This window comes from Xenococcus sp. PCC 7305 (assembly GCF_000332055.1).
Lineage (GTDB): Bacteria > Cyanobacteriota > Cyanobacteriia > Cyanobacteriales > Xenococcaceae > Xenococcus.
In genome coordinates this window covers 102,258-122,064 of record NZ_ALVZ01000233.1, presented here as the reverse complement: position 1 = coordinate 122,064, position 19,807 = coordinate 102,258, and the positions used below count along the sequence as shown (strand labels likewise).

At 39.4% G+C, this 19,807-nt stretch carries 7 protein-coding genes; 2 read left to right on the top strand and 5 right to left on the bottom strand.

What is annotated here, in order from left to right:
- Positions 1-96 precede the first annotated feature (96 nt).
- The 5 genes from XEN7305_RS25560 to XEN7305_RS25540 all read right to left on the bottom strand — a co-directional run bounded on the left by XEN7305_RS25560 (position 97) and on the right by XEN7305_RS25540 (position 7,607).
- Positions 97-1,125, bottom strand: a complete 1,029-nt coding sequence (locus XEN7305_RS25560; RefSeq protein ID WP_006512453.1) for an iron-siderophore ABC transporter substrate-binding protein — start codon at positions 1,123-1,125, stop codon at positions 97-99.
- A gap of 10 nt (positions 1,126-1,135) precedes the next feature.
- Positions 1,136-3,673, bottom strand: coding sequence for a TonB-dependent siderophore receptor (locus tag XEN7305_RS25555; RefSeq protein ID WP_238569046.1), 2,538 nt, complete (start codon positions 3,671-3,673; stop codon positions 1,136-1,138).
- A 243-nt stretch (positions 3,674-3,916) separates the two neighbouring features.
- Complete coding sequence (locus tag XEN7305_RS25550) at positions 3,917-4,915, bottom strand: helix-turn-helix transcriptional regulator (protein ID WP_006512451.1); 999 nt, start codon at positions 4,913-4,915, stop codon at positions 3,917-3,919.
- A gap of 68 nt (positions 4,916-4,983) precedes the next feature.
- Positions 4,984-6,279 carry a TonB-dependent siderophore receptor gene (locus tag XEN7305_RS25545; RefSeq protein WP_006512450.1) on the bottom strand — a complete coding sequence of 432 codons (1,296 nt, stop codon included), beginning with the start codon at positions 6,277-6,279 and terminating at the stop codon, positions 4,984-4,986.
- 5 nt (positions 6,280-6,284) lie between these two features.
- Positions 6,285-7,607, bottom strand: coding sequence for an MFS transporter (locus XEN7305_RS25540; RefSeq protein ID WP_006512449.1), 1,323 nt, complete (start codon positions 7,605-7,607; stop codon positions 6,285-6,287).
- A gap of 748 nt (positions 7,608-8,355) precedes the next feature.
- On the opposite strand from XEN7305_RS25540, the gene XEN7305_RS25535 reads away from it, so the two are divergent.
- Together XEN7305_RS25535 and XEN7305_RS25530 are read left to right on the top strand one after the other, a co-directional pair.
- Positions 8,356-15,057, top strand: a complete 6,702-nt coding sequence (locus XEN7305_RS25535; RefSeq protein WP_006512448.1) for a non-ribosomal peptide synthetase — start codon at positions 8,356-8,358, stop codon at positions 15,055-15,057.
- Between the two features lie 14 nt (positions 15,058-15,071).
- Positions 15,072-19,760, top strand: a complete 4,689-nt coding sequence (locus XEN7305_RS25530) for a type I polyketide synthase (protein WP_006512447.1) — start codon at positions 15,072-15,074, stop codon at positions 19,758-19,760.
- Positions 19,761-19,807: the final 47 nt, after the last annotated feature.

Below are 19,807 nucleotides of genomic sequence, written 5' to 3'. Positions count from 1 at the left end.
GGGCGTAAATAAGCTATCTATCAACGAAGGGCAAAAAGCTGATGTATCAAGACTTATTACTCATTACTTATTACTTATTACTTCCGCGCAGCGGCACTAGTTATCCTCAACGCTACTTAGTAGTAAATCTGGCAAAGCCTCTAAAATAAGCCAATCTGTTAAAGGGCCACGAGTCACACTACCCCAAAGTTGATAGTCCACGAAATATACTCGACCCTGCTGAAAAACTGACATTGAATTGAGTAGAGGATTTTTCGCCCATTTTTCCTCCATGATATTTTCAGGATTGAAAAAATTCTCATCACTCCAAGACAAAACTAAAATAATATCGGTTTCAATCTGGGGTAAGATTTCCCAAGAAATTTCAGCATAGCCTTGAACTCCTGGGGGTTGAACAATTTCAAAACCAATTTCTTTCAATAATCTAGCGGTTGTGCTCTTTGGCGCAGAAGCCATATAATTCGTCAGATTAGAATTAAGCAAAAACACACGAGGATACGTTTGCCAGATAGGTTCTAGTAACCTCCGAGCTTGTTCAACTTCTTGATCGAATCTGGCTAACAATGATCTAGCCTGGGATTCTCGATCTAGGGCTTGAGCAATTCCTTGAATATCTTGTTGCCAGACTTGTTGTCCATCATCTGTTTCATCACTAAACAATAGGGTAGGAGCAATTTGAGATAGCAGAGAATAGGTATCCCGATGCATTGGTTCCTCGCCTAAAATTAGCTCTGGCTTGATTAGGGCCAGTCTTTCTAGGGAAGGGGATTTGCGATCGCCCAAACCTATGGGCTGTGTCGTGACCCATTTACCGATATAGGGAATTTGTTCTACTGGATTATTGTAAGTTTGAATCTTGAGATCCTGGGATTCAGCATAAGCTACTGGCTGAGCTCCCAATGCTAATATGCTATCTAGAATATGGGGGCTGAGGGCGGCAACTCTTTGGGGTTGACCACAAATTTGAGTTGTTCCCATCCCATGCTCAACCAGACGGCAAGATTCTGGCTTAGCTATGGGGCGATCGCCAAGAGAGGCATGGGGCTGGCGATCGCAAGCTGCAATTACGATTACAACACAGATTCCCCAGAAAAACCAAGATAAGTAACGACATAGTTGAGACATAAACTAATGATCAAAACTTATAGGAAGCAGAAAAGAATACGGCAAAGGGATCGGCTGTATTGACCCGAAGATTATCATCGGCAGATTCAATATAGTCTACATCAAGAATATTCTTAAAATTGAGTGCCAAATTCAATCTTTCCCTACGATAGTAAATAGCAGCATCAGTTCTCAGATAGTCATCAAGTTGGAAAGAATTGTCTAAATCTCCTTCCCTTTCCCCGACATAGAATAGTCCCAGACCAAATCCTAAACCAGCTAAATTTCCCCCAGAAATTGTATAGGTACTCCATAAATTGACAACGTTTTCCGGAACGTTCGCAAAGGAGTTACCCACAGCAAAAAGATTATCTTCAGTAATTTCGGTATCAGTAAAAGCATAAGAAGCTGTAATATTCCAGCCTGGTAAAATTTCTCCTTTAGTTTGTAATTCAATACCTTGGCTATTTTGCTCCCCTGTTTGAATATCAAATCCTGGGTTGTCAGGATCTTCTGTCAAAACATTAGTTAAGGTGAGATCGTATAAAGCTAAAGTTGTTAATAGACGCTTATCTAACCAATCAGCTTTGAATCCTACTTCGTATTGAGTACCTCGCGAAGGATCAAAAGTTTCAGCATCGGCATTAAGTCCTCTTATCTGCTCAAAAGAGCGACTAAAACTACCATAAAGGGCAAGATTATCAGTAAGTTTATAGAGAATACCGACATTAGGACTAAAGGCAGTATCGTTCTGAGAATCTTCTTTCGTAGAATCATCAAATAAATCTGATGAGCTACCGACAAAATCAACCCTTCCCCCAAGAACCAAGATTAAGCGATCATCGAATACCTTTATTTGGTCTTGCAGATAAAGTCCCACTCCATCAGCAGTATCTCTTCCTTCACCAAAAGAATCCTCAAAAGCTTCTCCCACTCCACCAGCATATTCTGGGTCGAATAAATCTATATTCTCAGCTTCAAAGAAGTTAAACTCATAAGAATCTTCTTCAAAAACATAATCGACTCCTGCTAATAACACATGATTGACAGCACCAGTCTCAAAGTCACCAGTTACATAAGTGGCAACTTGGTAATTATTAACATTGTCAATAAATAAGTCTCCAGAGCGTTCGAGAGTGCGAAAATCATCCTGTAGAGCATTAACAAAAGCTTCTTCTTGATCTGACTGGAAGTTAGAGTAACGAAAAGCATGAGTCAAAGACCAATCGTCACTAAACTCATGTTGTAAGTCATAACCTATTTGTGTCAAGATGCGATCATTTTTGTCAAAATTAGGCTCTCCCACAAATTGATCCCGAGGCACATCTCCATTCGGATTATCTAAAACTGTTCCCTCCGCAGGAAGTCCCACCCTCTGAGGAGTTCGATTATTAAAATATAATCCTTCAAAATTAATTTGCGTCTGTTCACTAATTTCCCAACTTAGAACTGGGGCAACCGACACTCTTTCGATATCTACATCATCGACATCAATATAGGTATCAGAGTGATAAATAGCAGCATTCAGACGATAGGCTACAGTCTTACTGTCGTTTAGAGGAGCTGAAAAATCTAATGTCCCTTCAGCACTATTAAAACTACCGTAGCTAGCAGATATTTCATATAAAGGAGACTTTAAAGGTTGCTTCGTAACAATATTAATAATACCCCCAGGAGAAATCTGTCCGCCAACGACAGAAGCAGGTCCAGATAAAACTTCTAGTTGCTCGACATTATTTAAATCTCTCGGTGGTGTGAGGATGAAATAGGATTCGGGAATGCCATTCCGCAAAAAGTTAGAAGAAGCATCAAAACCACGAATGAGTACGTTATTAAAGTTAGACCTCGGCGCACCATTAGTAACTACACCTACGGCATTTCTCGATAAGGCATCTCGTAATTCAATTGACCTTTGAGCTTCAAATACTTGTCGAGGTACTACCTGAACGGTTCCAGGAGTATCAATAATCGGTGCATTAGTTCGGGTAACACCTGCATTGGGAACATAGTAGCTATCTTCGTCAATAATTTGACCTGTGGCGATAACTTCTATCTCTTCATCAGGCTGTTTCTGTTCTACGGTTGTCTTTTCAGGAGTAACGTTTAAGACTAAGTTCCCTTGTCCTGCTACTACTTCCGCAGCAGGGGTTTGTTCGGTTCCAGTAATTGTTACTCTGATACTATTGTCATCTATTGAAGTAATGCTCAGGGAACTAATTCCCGGTGCTGGATTGACTTCTCGAACCCCGTTTCTGATGGCAAATCCAAGACTGGCATCAGGAATATCGATCACCAGATTTTTTCCGTCTGGAGAAATTAAGGGAATTAATCGTTTTCCAGATGGCGTTTCCAGAATTAACTCCAAACCTTCAGCAGTCTGCTTAATTTGTACTTGAGTAACTCTAGTTAGATTTTCATCTCCTCCTTGGGCTAGAAGAGCTGGACTCTCTAAGGAAATTGGCTGTAATGGCGGATTGTTGGCTTTAGTCCTAGGGAACTGAAATAATTGACTTGGCGATTCGCTGTTTCGGAAAGCAATCTTGGTTTCTGCAATTTGTTCTGCGCTCACAGATTTAATTGAGAAGGGGAATATAGCAATTAAACTAGACCATATTGTGATCGAGCAGAGGTCACGGCGGAAAGTTATTATCGATTTCTTTTGATTTAATTTAACACTTTTCATTCACGATTTTCAATAATTCTCTATTAAGAATTATTTTTATTTAATTTTAGTAGAATCAAGTCTAAGTGATTTTGCTGAATCAAGTCTATATCCTAAAAGATAAATTTTTAGTCCTCAAAGATTTTGTGATTAACGACATTTACCAGGAGTAATGCCAAATCTACGTTTGAAGGTTCGAGAAAAATAACTAACATTGGAATATCCTACTCGTCTGGCTACGGTATTCACTGTCAGTTCATCATCTTGCAAGAGAATTTTAGCTAAATCCAAACGGTAATTTTGTAGGTAGCCAAAGGGAGTTGTCTGAAATACCTGGCGGAAACCCTGTTGTAGTTTGATTCGATTTAAGCCTACTTGCTGTGCCAAATCGATGACAGATGGGGGGTTAAGATACTTATGTTGTAAAATATTTTTGGCTTGATGTAAGCTATCAAGGTCTCGGGAATTTAGTTTGAGATTAGCAGGCTGGACTCGTTCCAATTCCAGTAATTGAGATAGCTGTAAAGCAAGTAATTCCAAGACTTTCCCTTCTAGATAGATTTTTGCGATCGCGCCTTGATAGGGATGCGCCCACATCTGTTGAATAATTGTTCTCATCATCGGAGTCACTTTCCCCACAGAACAATGAAAACTCGGAGCCAAATCTCCTTCAATTAAAGGCTGCAACTTTTTGGGAATATCATCTAATCCACTCACAAAGCTTCTTAAAAAACTGGGCTCTATATTGATTCTGACTCTTTGAAACCTAGTCCCTGCAACAAATTGATCCGTCTCCTGAATATCTGGCAAATAGAATAAATAGTTGTTGCCACTAGCCTCGCTATATTCAGCTTCCACATTCTCAATTCCAGGAGAAATAACCCCCTGACTGCCGGATAAATAGAATTTGGCGACTAACATATGAAAATCATTATGTTCGTCTTCCACACTATAATCACGATAAATAGTCTCACAATCTAGGGTTACTTCGACTCCAGAATCAAATTGATACTCCTTATAGTTATCTTCATGCCATTTGCTGATGGAGTTTCCAATCTTATCAAAACCCTGCACATTATGTAATACTTCATTTGATTTCATGCTTTCTGACAATTGCAAGGCAAATTCAGTTGTGCTTAAAGTTTTCATTAGTACTCTATTTGTAATCTAGTTTAATAATAAATTTTCTCATTAATCAAGAAAATTATTATAAAGAATTAGAATTTCCAAAGAATTGTGCCTAAAATTGTTTGCGAGGTTACTTCTTGCTCATCGAATCCCCCATTGAACAAATTCTGAACACTGATGGCAGCTTTAAAGTGATCTTGATTATAGAAAATAGCTAAATCAAATTGTAGATAGTCAGGAAAATCAGAACTATTGACTGCATCGGCTGGACGCTCTCCATTCCAAATGATGCCACTTCCTAAGCCCAAGCCTTGCCATTGACCTTGGGTAATTTCATAGCTAGTCCATAAACCACCCGTATGGCGTGCTATCCCAGCAAGGGAATTGCCGACTTTAATCACTTCATCTTCAGTCACAGTAGCATCGGTATAAGTATAAAAACCATAGAGCCACCAACCAGGATTAAGTTCTCCACTGATCTCTCCTGTCCATGAATTGCCAATTTGTCGATTGATTTGCAAGTCAAAGTCTGGTTCATTAGGATCAGTTGTCGTAAAGTTATTTTGAATTTCTCGCTCAAACGAAACTGTAGCTAGCCAATTGTCATTTAATTGGGTTTTAATTCCCACTTCCCATGTTTGATAGGTCTCTGAGCGCAGTCTTTGATTTCTAAAATCTTTGCCCTCAATCGATTCAACACCATATTCGAAGCTAGTATAGGCCAAAAGAGAATGAGTTAACTGGTATTCCAGAGAGATTTCCGGAAAAAAATTGTTGTTTTCAATCGGATCGATCAGACTTGTTGATTCAAAATCTATCGTGTCGGGAATTGCCACATCGAAAGTTCCTTCAAAACTCAAAAAGAGACGATCTCCTAAAGCAGCTTCATGCTCGATATACAATCCTAGATAATTTTTTTTGCTGAAAAAATCCTCAGCTACATAAGGATTAGGAATAATTAGAGAATTTAAACCTAGAGAGTCAAATTTTCCTTGACTGCTCTGGCGACTGGTACGACCAAAGATATTTTTATTAAGTTCAATCCCAATCGTAGTTTCATGTTGGATATTTGCTGTCTGAAAATTCTGACTAGATTCTAGAGAAAGGTTATAAAACTCTTCGAAAGGAAATTCATCATAATCAAACTCGCGTTCGAATTGATTTTCCTGCGGGTATGCTCCTACTCTATTATGCTCATCCCAAGTAATATAAGCTGCACGAAAAGAATTAGTCATAGTCCAGTTCCCTAACTGACTTTGCTCAAATTCCTCAATATTTAGGTAACATTGCCATTCTTTATCCTGAGAAATGAGGGTTTTATGATCGACACAAGTCAAATTGCTTAAGCTCGCTATGATGTAAGTTAGGCAAAAAAGGTTTGACACTTGACTTAATCCTCATTCTTTTCAAGATCAAGATCCTTGAGGCTACTTAATGCTTGCCCACTTAAGCCGATAATCAACATACTCAAAGAACATAGTAAGTAGAGAAGAACAATTCCCGAACCTTTTTCCGTTCCCAATAACCAGCCTAATGCTGGAGCTAAAATTCCGTCGGGCATCATTGCTGGTTCAAAAATATAGTCTGCTAGAGGCCCAGCGAATAAATAACCCAAAGCAGAAACTAACATGATGAACAATGAACGGGTAGCAAACACTCGTCCTTGAAGTTCAGGCTCAACTTTGCTTAGCCAAATAGCATCAAAAGAACTACCAAGCAGCGGAAAATTAAAAGAAGAACATAACTGAGTTGGCAGCCAAACTAAAGGTGTTTTGCCTAGTCCAAAGAAAATTTTACTCAGCCCCGCACCGAGCATTCCTAGTTGTATTCCCTTGATTCTTCGTTGGAAACCACCCCATTTAGTGAGCAATAAAGCACTAGCAATACCCCCAATTCCAGCGGCGGAAGCTAAACTACCTAAAATTCTGGGGTCATTATTGGTACGAGTTAAAATCATTGCTGAATATAGAGAATCTCCAATGTCATGAACGAACCAAAATAAAGAAACCCAAATAAGCATGATAAATAAACTTGAATGTTGCAGTAAATAGCGGAAGCCAAAGGTAATTTCTTGACTAATATTGCTTAAGTTTTTCCTGGAGATGGTTTCTGATTTTGTCGATTTTGGCTGGGGGATTTTAACAAAGAGAACTGTAGTAACAGCAATGACGAAAGTGAAAATATCAATCGCCATAATCCCGCCTAGACCAATAGTTATAAAGAGGATGCTTGCTAATGCTGGGCCGATAATATCTGAGCCGTAACTAGCGATAAAACCCATACTACTAGCACGGCCATAATGTTCTTTGGGGACAAGGGTGGCAATGGAAGCCCCGAAGGCTAAGGTTTGTAGCTGCTCAAAAATTCCAGCGATCGCAATTGCAAGATACAAATGCCACAATTGTAAATCGTTAGTTGCATAAAGAATTAAGAGCATAATGGTCAAACAGCCAGTTACTGTATCGCCTAAGACCATGAGGAATTTGCGATTAGCGCGATCGACAATTACCCCAGATACGAGAGAAATAAATATTTGTGGCAATTGGGAAAAAAAACCAAATAAAGCCAAATCGGTCACATGACCAGTAAGCTTCCATACCCAAATAGATAAGGCAAACTGAGTCATCCCAGAACCTATAATAGAAAGTGTTTGTCCCAACCAGATAATCGTAAACTTACGAAGAGTTTGGGGGGTTTGAAATTTGTCTGTCATCTTGAAGCAGCTCTTGCTTTATTGATTCGCATCGAATTAGTTGCTGGTTACGAATATAAAGATTAGTATTTGTTTTACCTAAAATACTAATTGATTTAAATTTTCAATAAGTTTAAATTTATTGTCAACGCCAAATGGAATCCTTGACTAATCTTATAGTAGATTAGATTGTCAATCCAAAGAAAAAAACTTGATAAATACCAGCTAAAACGTATATCCATCAAAGATTTTGTCTAACTACATCTTCATTAATCAAGATTTTCTTCGTCATCTATCCTAGATTTTTATCAAAATCAGCGATCGCAAATAGAAATAATTTGCATTAAAAAGGAAAAACATGTACAGTGAAATTGCGGAATATCTAAGGAAAGTCATTAAGCAGTAAAAACGGATATACTGATTGGTGGTCGCTGTTTTCGGAGCAAATCTACATTCAAGGCAATCCTCTGTCTAAGCATTGTCTAACAAGACTTGGCAATCTATCATCTCTAGTCCCATTTTCATAGTATTACCTTAATTCTTACAAGTCTGATGTCTAACTTTTTTGAGGCGATAAAGTTAAAGCATCTTGCTTAAGTATTTTATTAAAATTTTGATCGGCAAATGGCTTGAGACATTGCGATCGCAGTTACATCATTTAAATTAGTAGTGCAATAATTCCCACTAGATTTTTATATTTCACTATTTATCTTTCACCGAGATTTGAGATTGTTACCTATATTTTTGCCAACATCATAAATCGAGAATTATGAATCACTTTGTCAATAGCCTACAAAAAAATCTGCAAAATTGCGGTACAGTTGTTGAACTTTTAAATTATCAAGCTCGTCAACAACCGAATGCTAATGCTTTTACTTTTCTCGAAGATGGTGAAAGTTTAGAGATAACAATTACGTATCAAGAGTTGACAAGGCGTAGTCAGCAAATTGCGATCGCGCTAAAACATTTAGGATTGCAAGATGAAAGAGCACTCTTACTTTATCCTGCTGGCTTAGATTATTTAGTGGCTTTCTTTGGCTGTTTGTCGGCTGGGGTAATTGCAGTGCCGGCTTATCCACCGCAAAATGCCCGCAAGACTCCTCGGATACAAGCGATTGCTACAGACTCTTCAGCGGAGATCGCATTAACAACTGAGAAACTATTACCCAAAATGCAGTCTTTGTTAGGTAAGAATAAAGATTTAAAGTGGCTAGCGACAGACAATCTAGGCTTAGAGATTGAAGAGAATTGGCAACCAGAAAATTTAAATAAAAATACCATTGCCTTCTTACAATATACATCTGGTTCTACCGGAACCCCGAAAGGCGTAATGGTCAGTCATGGTAATTTACTGCATAATGCGGAGATGACTTATCGTTGGATGGGGCATTCACCCGAGAGTAAGTTTATTTCTTGGCTGCCGATTTATCATGATATGGGATTAATTGGCGGTATTTTACAACCTCTTTATGGTGGGTTTCCCTGCATTTTGATGTCGCCGACTTCTTTTTTACAAAATCCCTATCGTTGGCTAAAAGCTATTTCGAGCTATGGTGGAACTACTAGCGGCGCGCCGAATTTTGCCTATGAACTATGTGCGAAAAAGATTACCGCCAAACAAAAAGAAACTCTAGATCTTAGTAGTTGGCAAGTGGCTTTTAATGGAGCCGAACCAATTCGTCACGAGACTTTAGAATTATTTGCTGCTACTTTTGCTGACTGTGGTTTTCGTCAGGAAGCTTTTTATCCTTGCTATGGAATGGCCGAAGCGACTTTATTGGTTTCTGGCGGCGAGAGGGAGACAAAATATCAAAGTAAATCTGTGGATAAATTGGCTTTGGCCGAAGATCGGATTGTAGAAGTTTCTGGGAAGGAGAATAGTAAAGTTTTAGTCAGCTGTGGCAGAAGTATTCCTGGGCAAGAAATTGTGATAGTCAATCCTGAAACTGAGACAGTTTGTGAGTCTAATTCTGTTGGTGAGATTTGGGTTAGTGGAGATAGTATTGCCAATGGTTATTGGAATCGAGTGGAAGAGACTAAGAAAATATTTCACGCAAAGACGCAAAGGCGCAAAGAAGAGAGAGAAGGGAGAGAAGAGGATTTACAGAAGGAATCTTTTTTGCGCACTGGAGATTTAGGTTTTCTCGATCGCAATGGTGAGCTGTTTATTACTGGGAGACTCAAGGATTTAATTATTATTAGAGGACGTAATCTTTATCCACAAGATATTGAACTAACAGCAGAACAATCTCATGCAGATTTACGTTTGGCGAGTAATGCTGCTTTTACTGTGGAGATTAACCAAGAAGAAAGATTAGTAGTTGTCCAAGAATTGGAATTTCGGGCTAAACCAAATTTGGAATTAGTCATTAATAATATTTGTCAAGCGATTACAGAAGCCCATGAAATAGAAGTTTATGGCGTAGTTTTAATTAAGCCAGGGACTATTCTGAAAACTTCTAGTGGGAAAATTCAACGTCGAGCAACTCGGGATCAGCTTTTAGAGCATAAATTAAATATAATTGCTAGTGATTTTGTTGAAACTAAAGAATCTGTCGAAGTAGCAATACATTTAACTAGAGAAGAACTTTTACAAAAACTGCCTCAAGAATCGCAGTTACTTTTAGAAGAATATGTACAAACCAGTATTGCTCGGATAGTAAAAAGATTACCGCAAGCAATTGCTCTGGATAGTCCTTTGACTAGTTTGGGCTTAGATTCTTTAAAAGTTTTTGAATTAAAAAATCAGATCGAAAATGATTTAGGAGTTAGTGTTGAGATCGCAGATTTATTTTCCGGATTAACTACGCGATCGCTCTGCACAAAAATATTAGCGGCCCTAGAAATATCGAATCCAACTGAATCTATCCCTCTCAAAAAAATCACGACAAATCAGCATAGCTATCCCGTTTCTTTTGCTCAGGCGAGACTTTGGTTTCTCGATCAATTAGAACCAGGAAACCCAGCTTACAATATTTCCTTAGCCCTAGAGCTCAAGGGCGAGCTTAACATTGCCGTATTAGAACAAAGTTTAAACGAAATTGTCAGAAGACATGAAACGCTAAGAACTATTTTCGCGATCGCTGATGGACAACCAGGACAAATTATTGCGCCCAGCCTCAAATTATCTCTATCAGTCGTAGATTATCAAAATAATCTTGCTTCCCAGAGCGATCGCGCAATCCAGGAATTCTTAACCGAACAAGCTCAACAACCTTTTAACCTATCTCAGGGTCCCTTATTCCGAGCTAAACTTTTGCGCCTCGCAGAACAAGAACATGTTTTTGTCCTGGAAATGCACCATATAATTTCCGATGGTTGGTCAACCGAAATTTTATTACAAGAACTTGAAGCGTTATACAAAGCATTCTTAACGGGAGAAACCTCGCCCCTACCAGAAATTACAATTCAGTACAAAGACTTTTCCCAATGGCAAAAACAATGGTTACAAGGAGAAATCCTGGAAAAACAACTTGATTATTGGCAGCAACAACTAAACGGCATCCCCAGAGCATTACATTTACCAACTGATCGCACCAGACCTGCGGTGCAGACTTCCCGAGGCGCTCATCAAGCTTTCGAATTATCAGCAACAATAGTTCAAAGACTAAATGAACTAGCCCATCAAGAGAATGTAACTTTATTCATGTTGCTACTGGCAATATTTCAGACATTTCTTCATCGCTATACAGGACAAGATGATATAGCTGTCGGTTCACCCATCGCCAACCGAAATCAAGATCAAGTCAAAGGCTTAATTGGCTTTTTTGTTAATACCCTAGTACTTCGCACAGACTTAAGTAGTAACCCAACTTTTAGTAACTTACTCCAACGAGTCAAAAACATAGCTTTAGGCGCTTATGCACATCAGGACTTACCATTTGATCAACTAGTAGAAGCCGTCCAACCAGAGCGAGATACCAGTCGGACACCGCTATTTCAAGCTATGTTTGATTTTCGCCATACGCCAACTCCTTTGGAAATACCCAATTTAGCGATTAGCAAATTACAGATAGAAACAAACACAGCGCAGTTTGATTTGAGTTTATCGGTAGAAGTGAATCAAGGTTTGAGATTATCTTTTGAATACAATAGCGATCTCTTTGACGATGCCACGATTACTCGAATGATTGGGCATTTAGAGAACCTACTGCTAAATGTATTAGCTAATCCTGATGCGAAGCTATCGGAATTATCATTATTAACCGCCAAAGAACAACAGCAACTACTGGTTAAATTCAATTCAGAGGAACTATCGAACCAAAACCTCAAATCCCAAATGGGGCAATCTATTCATCAACTGTTTGAAGCCCAGGTAGAGCAAACACCCGATGAAGTTGCTGTCGTATTTGCCCAAAACCAACTGACATACCAAGAATTGAATCAACGTGCCAATCAGTTAGCACATTATTTACAAACAGTTGGAGTCGAACCAGAAACCATGGTGGGGATCTACATGGATCGCTCCGTAGAAATGATAATCGCCGTATTAGGAGTTCTCAAAGCTGGAGGAGCTTATGTCCCACTAGATCCGATCTACTCCTCCGAGCGGCTCGAATTCATCTTGAACAATATGCAACTACCAGTTTTGCTCACACAGCCATGGTTACAAAAAAATCTTCCAGAACATCAAGCGAAGGTTATTTGTCTCGATTCTAGTTGGAAGAATATTGTTCAAGAAAGTCAGTCAAATTTACCTAATAAAGCAACCTCTCAAAACCTAGCCTACGTCATCTACACTTCGGGTTCTACTGGTACTCCCAAAGGCGTGATGGTTAATCATAGTAGTTTAGTCAATGCCTATCTCGGTTGGGAAGATAGATATTTACTGCGTTCTGTTGCTACAAGTCATTTGCAAATGGCAAGTTTTTCCTTTGATGTGTTTACGGGAGACTTAGTTCGAGCATTATGCTCTGGAGGGAAATTAGTACTTTGTCCCAGGGACTATCTATTACAGCCAGATCGACTGTATGGCCTACTTTGTTCTGAACAAATAGACTGTGCAGAATTTGTTCCCGCTGTGCTGATGAACTTAATTCAATATTTAGAGGAAACTCAACAATCTCTCGACTTTATGCGCTTGTTAATCGTCGGTTCTGATAGTTGGTATATGAGTGGATATCAACGAGTCAAAGGTTTTTGTGGTGAGGCAACCAGATTAATCAACTCCTATGGTGTCAGCGAGGCCACGATTGATAGTTCCTATTTTGAGACTACTACTGCCAATTTACAACTTGAGCTACAACTTGAGCGGCCAGTCCCTATTGGTCGTCCTTTCCCCAATACTCAACTATATATACTGGATTCCGAGCTACGACCTGTCCCGCTAGGAGTTGCCGGAGAACTTTATATTGGAGGAATTGGATTAGCTAGAGGTTACTATAATCGTCCAGGATTAACCAAAGAGAAATTTATTCGCGATCCCTTTAGCGATCGCCCAGGAGCACGTTTATACAAGACTGGAGACTTAGCAAGATATCTAGTAGCCCTAAAGGATACCGCTTTATCCGAAGGTGTATCCTTTAGGGCGCATAATAGAAATATTGAATTTCTGGGTCGGATGGACTATCAAGTAAAAATTCGCGGATTTCGGATTGAATTAGGAGAAATTGAAGCAGTATTGAGCCAGCATTCAGAGGTGAAAGAAGCCGTAGTTATTGCTCAAGAAGATGAGCTTGATAACAAACGCTTAGTTGCTTATGTCGTCCAAAATCCTCAACCAGAATTAAGCTCAGAAGAAGAATTAAGCAGTGAACAGTTATCTCAATGGGAAGGAGTATTTGACGATCTTTACCAGAATACTGTTGAGGAACAAGCCTTAAAATCGGATTTCACAGGATGGAACAGTAGTTATACAGGACAAGCAATGCCCGAGGCAGAAGTTGCTCAATGGGTAGAATCGACAGTCGAGCGGATTTTGTCCTTAAAGCCCAGCAAAGTATTAGATCTCGGTTCAGGTAGCGGACTAATGCTATTTCGGATCGCTCCTTATTGTGAGCAATATTGTGCCACCGATGCCTCAGAAAAAGCCTTACTTAATCTCCAGCATCAACTGGAAATGCTAGAAGAATCAATATCTGGAGTTAGCTTGAACCATAGAGATGCCAATAACTTTGAGAATGTCGCAGCCAATAGTTTTGATGCGGTTGTGGTAGTTTCTGTAGCTCAGTATTTTCCCAATGTTGACTATTTAATGCAAGTTTTGACCAAGGCAGTTGCGGCAGTGGAACCAGGAGGTTTTATTTTCCTCGGGGATATTCGTAGTTTGCCTTTACTCGGAACATTTCATAGCTCTGTACAATTTCATCGTGCTCCCGATTCTCTTTCTAAAGAAGAATTAAAACAACGGGCTAACAAACAATTGTTTGAGGAAAAACAACTAGTTATTGATCCAGAATTTTTCACCAATTTACAACAACATTTACCAGAAATTAGCCATGTAGAAATTATTTTGGAGCGAGGCTATCACCAAAATGAACTCAATAAATTCCGCTACGATGTGATTATTCATATTGGAGAAGCAGCGGATATTTCTGGGTTAGATTTACCTTGGTTGGATTGGAAAAAATCAGAATTAAGCATAAATTCAGTCCGTCAAATTCTCAGAGAGAAGATGCCTGATATTGTAGGTATTACTCAGGTTCCCAATGCGAGAGTGACTAAAGATTATCAGATTTGGCAATGGTTGAATTCAACCGAAGGTGCGTCAACTGTGGGAGAAATGAGGCAATTTCTGGATAATAACTTCGAGCAATCAGGAATTGAGCCTGAAAGTTTTTGGAAGTTCAGCCAAGATTTGCCTTATTCGATTGACATTACTTGGTCTGGCAGTGGAGCCAATGAATATTACGATGTGATATTTAAACGGAAGCCGATAAATCAAAAGATGCGATTTGTCACTAATCAAAACAATAATAAAAATACTAAACATCGTCCTTGGCGGGACTATACAAATAATCCTTTACAGGCAAAATTTGCAGTAGAATTAGTGCCTAAGCTGCGAGAGTTTTTAGGCAAAAAGTTACCAGAATATATGGTGCCTACAAATTTTATGCTCCTAGATAGTTTACCTCTATTGCCTAATGGAAAGATTAACCGTCGAGCTTTGCCTAAACCAAATATTGACTCTGTTAGTGATAGTATTTATACACCACCAGATACGGAAGCAGAGAAAATTATTGCTACTATTTGGCAAGATGTTTTGGGTGTTGATCAAGTCGGAATTAATGATAATTTCTTTGACTTAGGAGGACATTCCCTGTTAATTGGTCAAGTACATAGCCAGTTACGAGCTAAGTTAAATCAAGATTTATCAATAGTAGAGTTTTTTCAATATCCAACGATTAGCTTGTTAGCTAAAAAACTCAGTCAAACACCAATAGAAAATCAGCAATTTACCGCGATCGCAGATAGAACCCAAAAGCGTAAATTGGCACTTAAAAAACATAAAAAATCACTTAAATCAAAATAAATAAATTTATAAGTATGTTAGAAAACACAAATTCTTTAGAAGGAATAGCCATTATTGGCATGTCAGGTCGTTTTCCCGGCGCTAAAAATATTAACCAATTTTGGGAAAATTTAAGCTTAGGCAAAGAATCAATTACCACTTTTAGTGATGAAGAACTAATTGCTGCGGGTATCGACACTGAACTAGTTAATAATCCTGAATATGTTAAACGTCTCGGTGTCTTGGAAAATGCCGATTTATTCGCTGCGACCTTCTTTGGTTTTAATCCGAAAGAAGCCGAGTTGACCGACCCACAGCATCGTCTATTTTTAGAATCTGCCTGGTCAGCCTTAGAAAATTCCGGTTATGACCCTCAACGTTGTGAAAGTCGCATTGGAGTTTATGCTGGGGCTAGTTCTAATCATTATTTATCTTTAGACTTAAATCAAAGCGGCGCTGGACTGGCTAGTTTTTTCCAAAAGGGCATTGGCAATGACAACGATTTTTTAGCAACTCGGGTTTCTTATAAATTAAATCTTACTGGCCCCAGTTTATCGGTCCAAACCGCTTGTTCTACTTCTTTAGTCGCGACAACATTAGCTTGTCAAAGTTTGTTGAATTATCAATGCGATATGGCTTTAGCAGGAGGCGTATCGGTTAATATTCTAGAAAAAACGGGATATTTATACCAGGAAGGAGGAATTTTATCTCCTGATGGTCATTGTCGCGCTTTTGATGCTCAGGCCAAGGGCACAATTATCGGCAATGGTGTAGGTATTCTAGTTTTAAAGCGGCTAGAAGAGGCCATCAGCGATCGCGACCATATTTATGCTGTGATTAAAGGAGCAGCAATTAACAATGATGGCGCGGGGAAAGTTGGCTATACGGCTCCTAGTATCAATGGTCAAGCCGAAGTTATTGCCGAAGCCATGATGCTTGCAGATATTGAGCCCGAAACAATTAGTTATATTCAAGCCCATGGTACGGGAACATCTTTAGGTGATCCGATTGAAATTGCTGCACTTGACCAGGTTTTTCGCTCAAGCACTGCTGAAAAGGGTTTTTGTGCTATTGGCTCGGTTAAAACTAATATTGGTCACTTGGATGCAGCAGCAGGAGTTGCTGGGGTTATTCAAACAGCTTTGGCTCTGAAGCATCAGCAAATTCCCCCTAGCTTAAATTTTGAGCAACCTAATCCGGCAATTGATTTTGAGAATAGTCCTTTTTACGTTAATACTCAACTACAGCCATGGGAGACTACAGGTACTCCACGAAGAGCTGGGGTCAGTTCTTTAGGTATTGGCGGGACGAATGCTCATGTGATTTTGGAAGAGAAACCATTAGAAAGTCAAAAGTCAAAAGTCTTAAATAATAACCCTATTCGAGGGCAAGCAGTGAACAGTGAACAGTTATCAGTTATCAGTAAGAGTAGAAAGCATCAGATTTTGGTTATTTCGGCGAAAACTGAATCTGCGTTGGAGACAATGACGGATAATTTGGTTGCACATTTAAACAATCATCCCGAATTAGATTTGGCTGATGTAGCTTACACTCTGCAAATGGGTCGCCAGGAATTTAATTATCGTCGGATGGTAGTCGGTCAAGACCTGCAAGATGTGGCGATCGCACTTCAGTCAAGAGAACCGCAAAGGGTTTTAACGAATGTTATCGAACAAAAAAATAAATCGATTGTCTTTATGTTCCCTGGTCAGGGTTCTCAATATATCAACATGGGCAAAGATCTGTATCAGACTGAACCTGTATTTCGGGAATGGATTGATCGCTGTTCAGAATTATTAGAACCAGAATTGGGGTTAGATTTGCGATCACGCAGTGGCTCAACTTTGTTGAGATCGCTAATTTATCCCGTCGCGGTAGAGACGTTGCATGCAACGTCTCTACAACAAACACGAATAGCCCAACCTGCGATCTTTGCCCTAGAATATGCCTTGGCTCAACTATGGATGTCTTGGGGGATTCAACCACAAGCGGCGATCGGTCACAGTATAGGAGAATATGTGGCTGCCACCATTGCGGGTGTGTTTTCTCTAGAAGATGCACTGCGTTTTGTTGCGATGCGGGGAAAACTAATGCAGCAGATGCCGACTGGTTCGATGCTGGCTGTTTCCTTACCAGTCGCAGAAGTTAAGAAATTACTCAACGAAGAATTATCTCTAGCGGTAATTAATGCTCCTGATTTATCTGTGATTTCCGGTAGTGATCAAGCCATAGCCAAAATAGCTCAAGAACTTCAAGAGAAAAATATTGAATGTCGCCATTTGCACACATCCCATGCCTTTCATTCGACCATGATGGATAACGCGATCGCACCATTACAACAAGCATTATCTAAAATTACTTTAAATTCACCCCAAATTCCTTTTATTTCCAACGTCACAGGAACTTGGATTACCACAGGACAAGCCACTAATCCCAATTATTGGGCTAAACATATGAGGGAAACAGTTTGTTTTGCAGCGGGAATTTCCGAACTATTAAAAGAAGAAAAATATATTTTATTAGAAGTAGGAGCAGGCAGAACTTTATCAACTCTTGTGAAACGAAATTTACCTCCAACATCAGAGCAAAGAGTATTCTCTTCCTTGCCTCATCCTAAAGAAAAAGTTTCTGATTATGCTTTCATACTCAATATGTTAGGCAAAATCTGGCTTGCTGGAGTAGAAATTGATTGGAATAACTTTTCTGCCCACAGACAACCTTATCGAGTTCCACTGCCTACTTATCCCTTTGAACGCCAACGTTATTGGATTGATGCTCCGAAAACGCCCAGAAAAGTTCAACAAGGCAAAAGAAGTAAGATTAGTGATTGGTTTTATGTTCCTTCTTGGAAAAGCTTACCTCTGATTAAAACCAGTAAGTTAGATAAGGGTAGTCGCTATTTAGTGTTTGTTGATGAATTGGGAATTGGCGATCGCATAATTGAAAAATTAAGAGATAATGGGCAAACCGCGATCGCAGTATCTCAGGGAGAAAACTTTAGCCAAAATAAAGATACTTATACTATCAATCCCAATAATCCAGAAGATTATCAAAAGCTAATTCAAGATTTAGTTACATCGGGTAAAATTCCCCAAAAAATAATCCACCTCTGGAATATCCCCCCCCAAATCCCCAACCCCCCAAATCCCCAACTCCCCAATTCTCTAGACTTCTGGAGCTTAATCTACCTCGCTCAAGCAATCGAACAAAATAAATTACCAGACCAGCAAAAAACTCAAATCTTAGTCGGAACCAATAATCTTTACGACATCATTGGCGATGAAACCTTAGCCTATGAACAAGCAGATATCTTAGGTGCGATTAAAGTTATTCCCCAAGAATATTCTGAGATTGATGCTCGTCAAATCGATCTAGCAATTTCGGAGACTGATCATGATTACAACATCGAACAATTAATTACCGAATTTACGACCGATACCAAAGATAAAATTGTGGCTTATCGTCAAAATCGGCGTTGGGTACAAACCTTTGAATCCATTTCCCTCACTAAAAATTCCCCAGAGCAATCAAAATTAAAACCCCAAGGAATTTACCTGATTACAGGAGGCATGGGTGGTATTGGTTTAGCCTTAGCCGAACATCTAGCTCGGACAGTTCAAGCCAAACTTATTTTACTCGGTCGTTCTGAATTCCCTAATCGAGAACATTGGGAACAATGGTTAGCGAGTCATGATGCCCAAGATTTAACTAGCCAAAAGATTTGTCAGCTTAAAAACCTAGAAACATTAGGTGCTGAAGTTTTACCTGTGACAGCGGATGTTTGCGAGCGCGATGCTATGGAACAGGCGATCGCTTTAGCTTGCAACCGCTTTGGCACCATTAACGGAGTCATTCATGGGGCTGGAGTCGCCGGAGGTGGCATTATTCAACTCAAAACTCCTGCGATCGCAGAAACTGTCTTTGCCCCGAAAGTCACTGGGACATTAGTTCTAAATCAAGTTTTACAAACCATAGATCTCGATTTTCTCGTCCTTTGTTCGTCTTTAACCTCTATTGTTGGCGGCTTTGGGCAAGCTGATTATTGTAGCGCAAATGCCTTTCTCGATATCTTGGCCCATCACAACAGAAACAATTGTCCGACAGTAGCAATTAATTGGGATGCCTGGCAAGAAGTCGGAATGGCAAAAAATACCACTGTGCCAGCTCAAGTTAAACAATGGCAAGCTGATAATCTCCAACAGGGAATGCTTTCTGGTGAGGCGATCGAGGTATTTGAGCGTGCTCTAGCAAGTGACTTGTCCCAAGTAATTGTCTCGACTCAGGATCTACCGACAGTGATTGAGCAAAACAATAATTTCTTGACTCAATATATGGCTCAAAAGCCAGAGAATTCTGCCAGTTCTGATTCGAGATCTCTTGAGCGCAAAAACTATGTGGCGCCAAGTAATGAAATCGAAAAAACAATTGCGAAAATATTGCAAGAAGTGATAGGCTTGAAAGGGATTGGAATTCACGATAATTTCTTTGAATTAGGTGGACATTCCCTCCTCGCGGTTCAGGTTACTGCTCAATTGCGAGAAATCTTTCAAGTAGATTTATCCTTACAAACTTTTCTCTTTGAAGCTCCGACTATTGCTCAATTAGCGAATATCATTATCAATCAAAGTCTAGGAATAAGTGAGATGGAAAAAATATTAGCAGAAATAGAAAATCTTTCTCCTGAAGCTCTTCAACAAGAACTAGTGAACAAGTCCTCATACTAAGTCGCATTCTAAAGTGTAATTGTGCATTTCGCGCAAAGACGCAAAGA

Bases quoted from the DNA above. Each gene is read 5' to 3' on its own strand.
- XEN7305_RS25560 (WP_006512453.1), bottom strand. From the start codon at position 1,125: ATGTCTCAACTATGTCGTTACTTATCTTGGTTTTTCTGGGGAATCTGT.
- XEN7305_RS25550 (WP_006512451.1), bottom strand. From the start codon at position 4,915: ATGAAAACTTTAAGCACAACTGAATTTGCCTTGCAATTGTCAGAAAGC.
- XEN7305_RS25540 (WP_006512449.1), bottom strand. From the start codon at position 7,607: ATGACAGACAAATTTCAAACCCCCCAAACTCTTCGTAAGTTTACGATT.
- XEN7305_RS25535 (WP_006512448.1), top strand. From the start codon at position 8,356: ATGAATCACTTTGTCAATAGCCTACAAAAAAATCTGCAAAATTGCGGT.
- XEN7305_RS25530 (WP_006512447.1), top strand. From the start codon at position 15,072: ATGTTAGAAAACACAAATTCTTTAGAAGGAATAGCCATTATTGGCATG.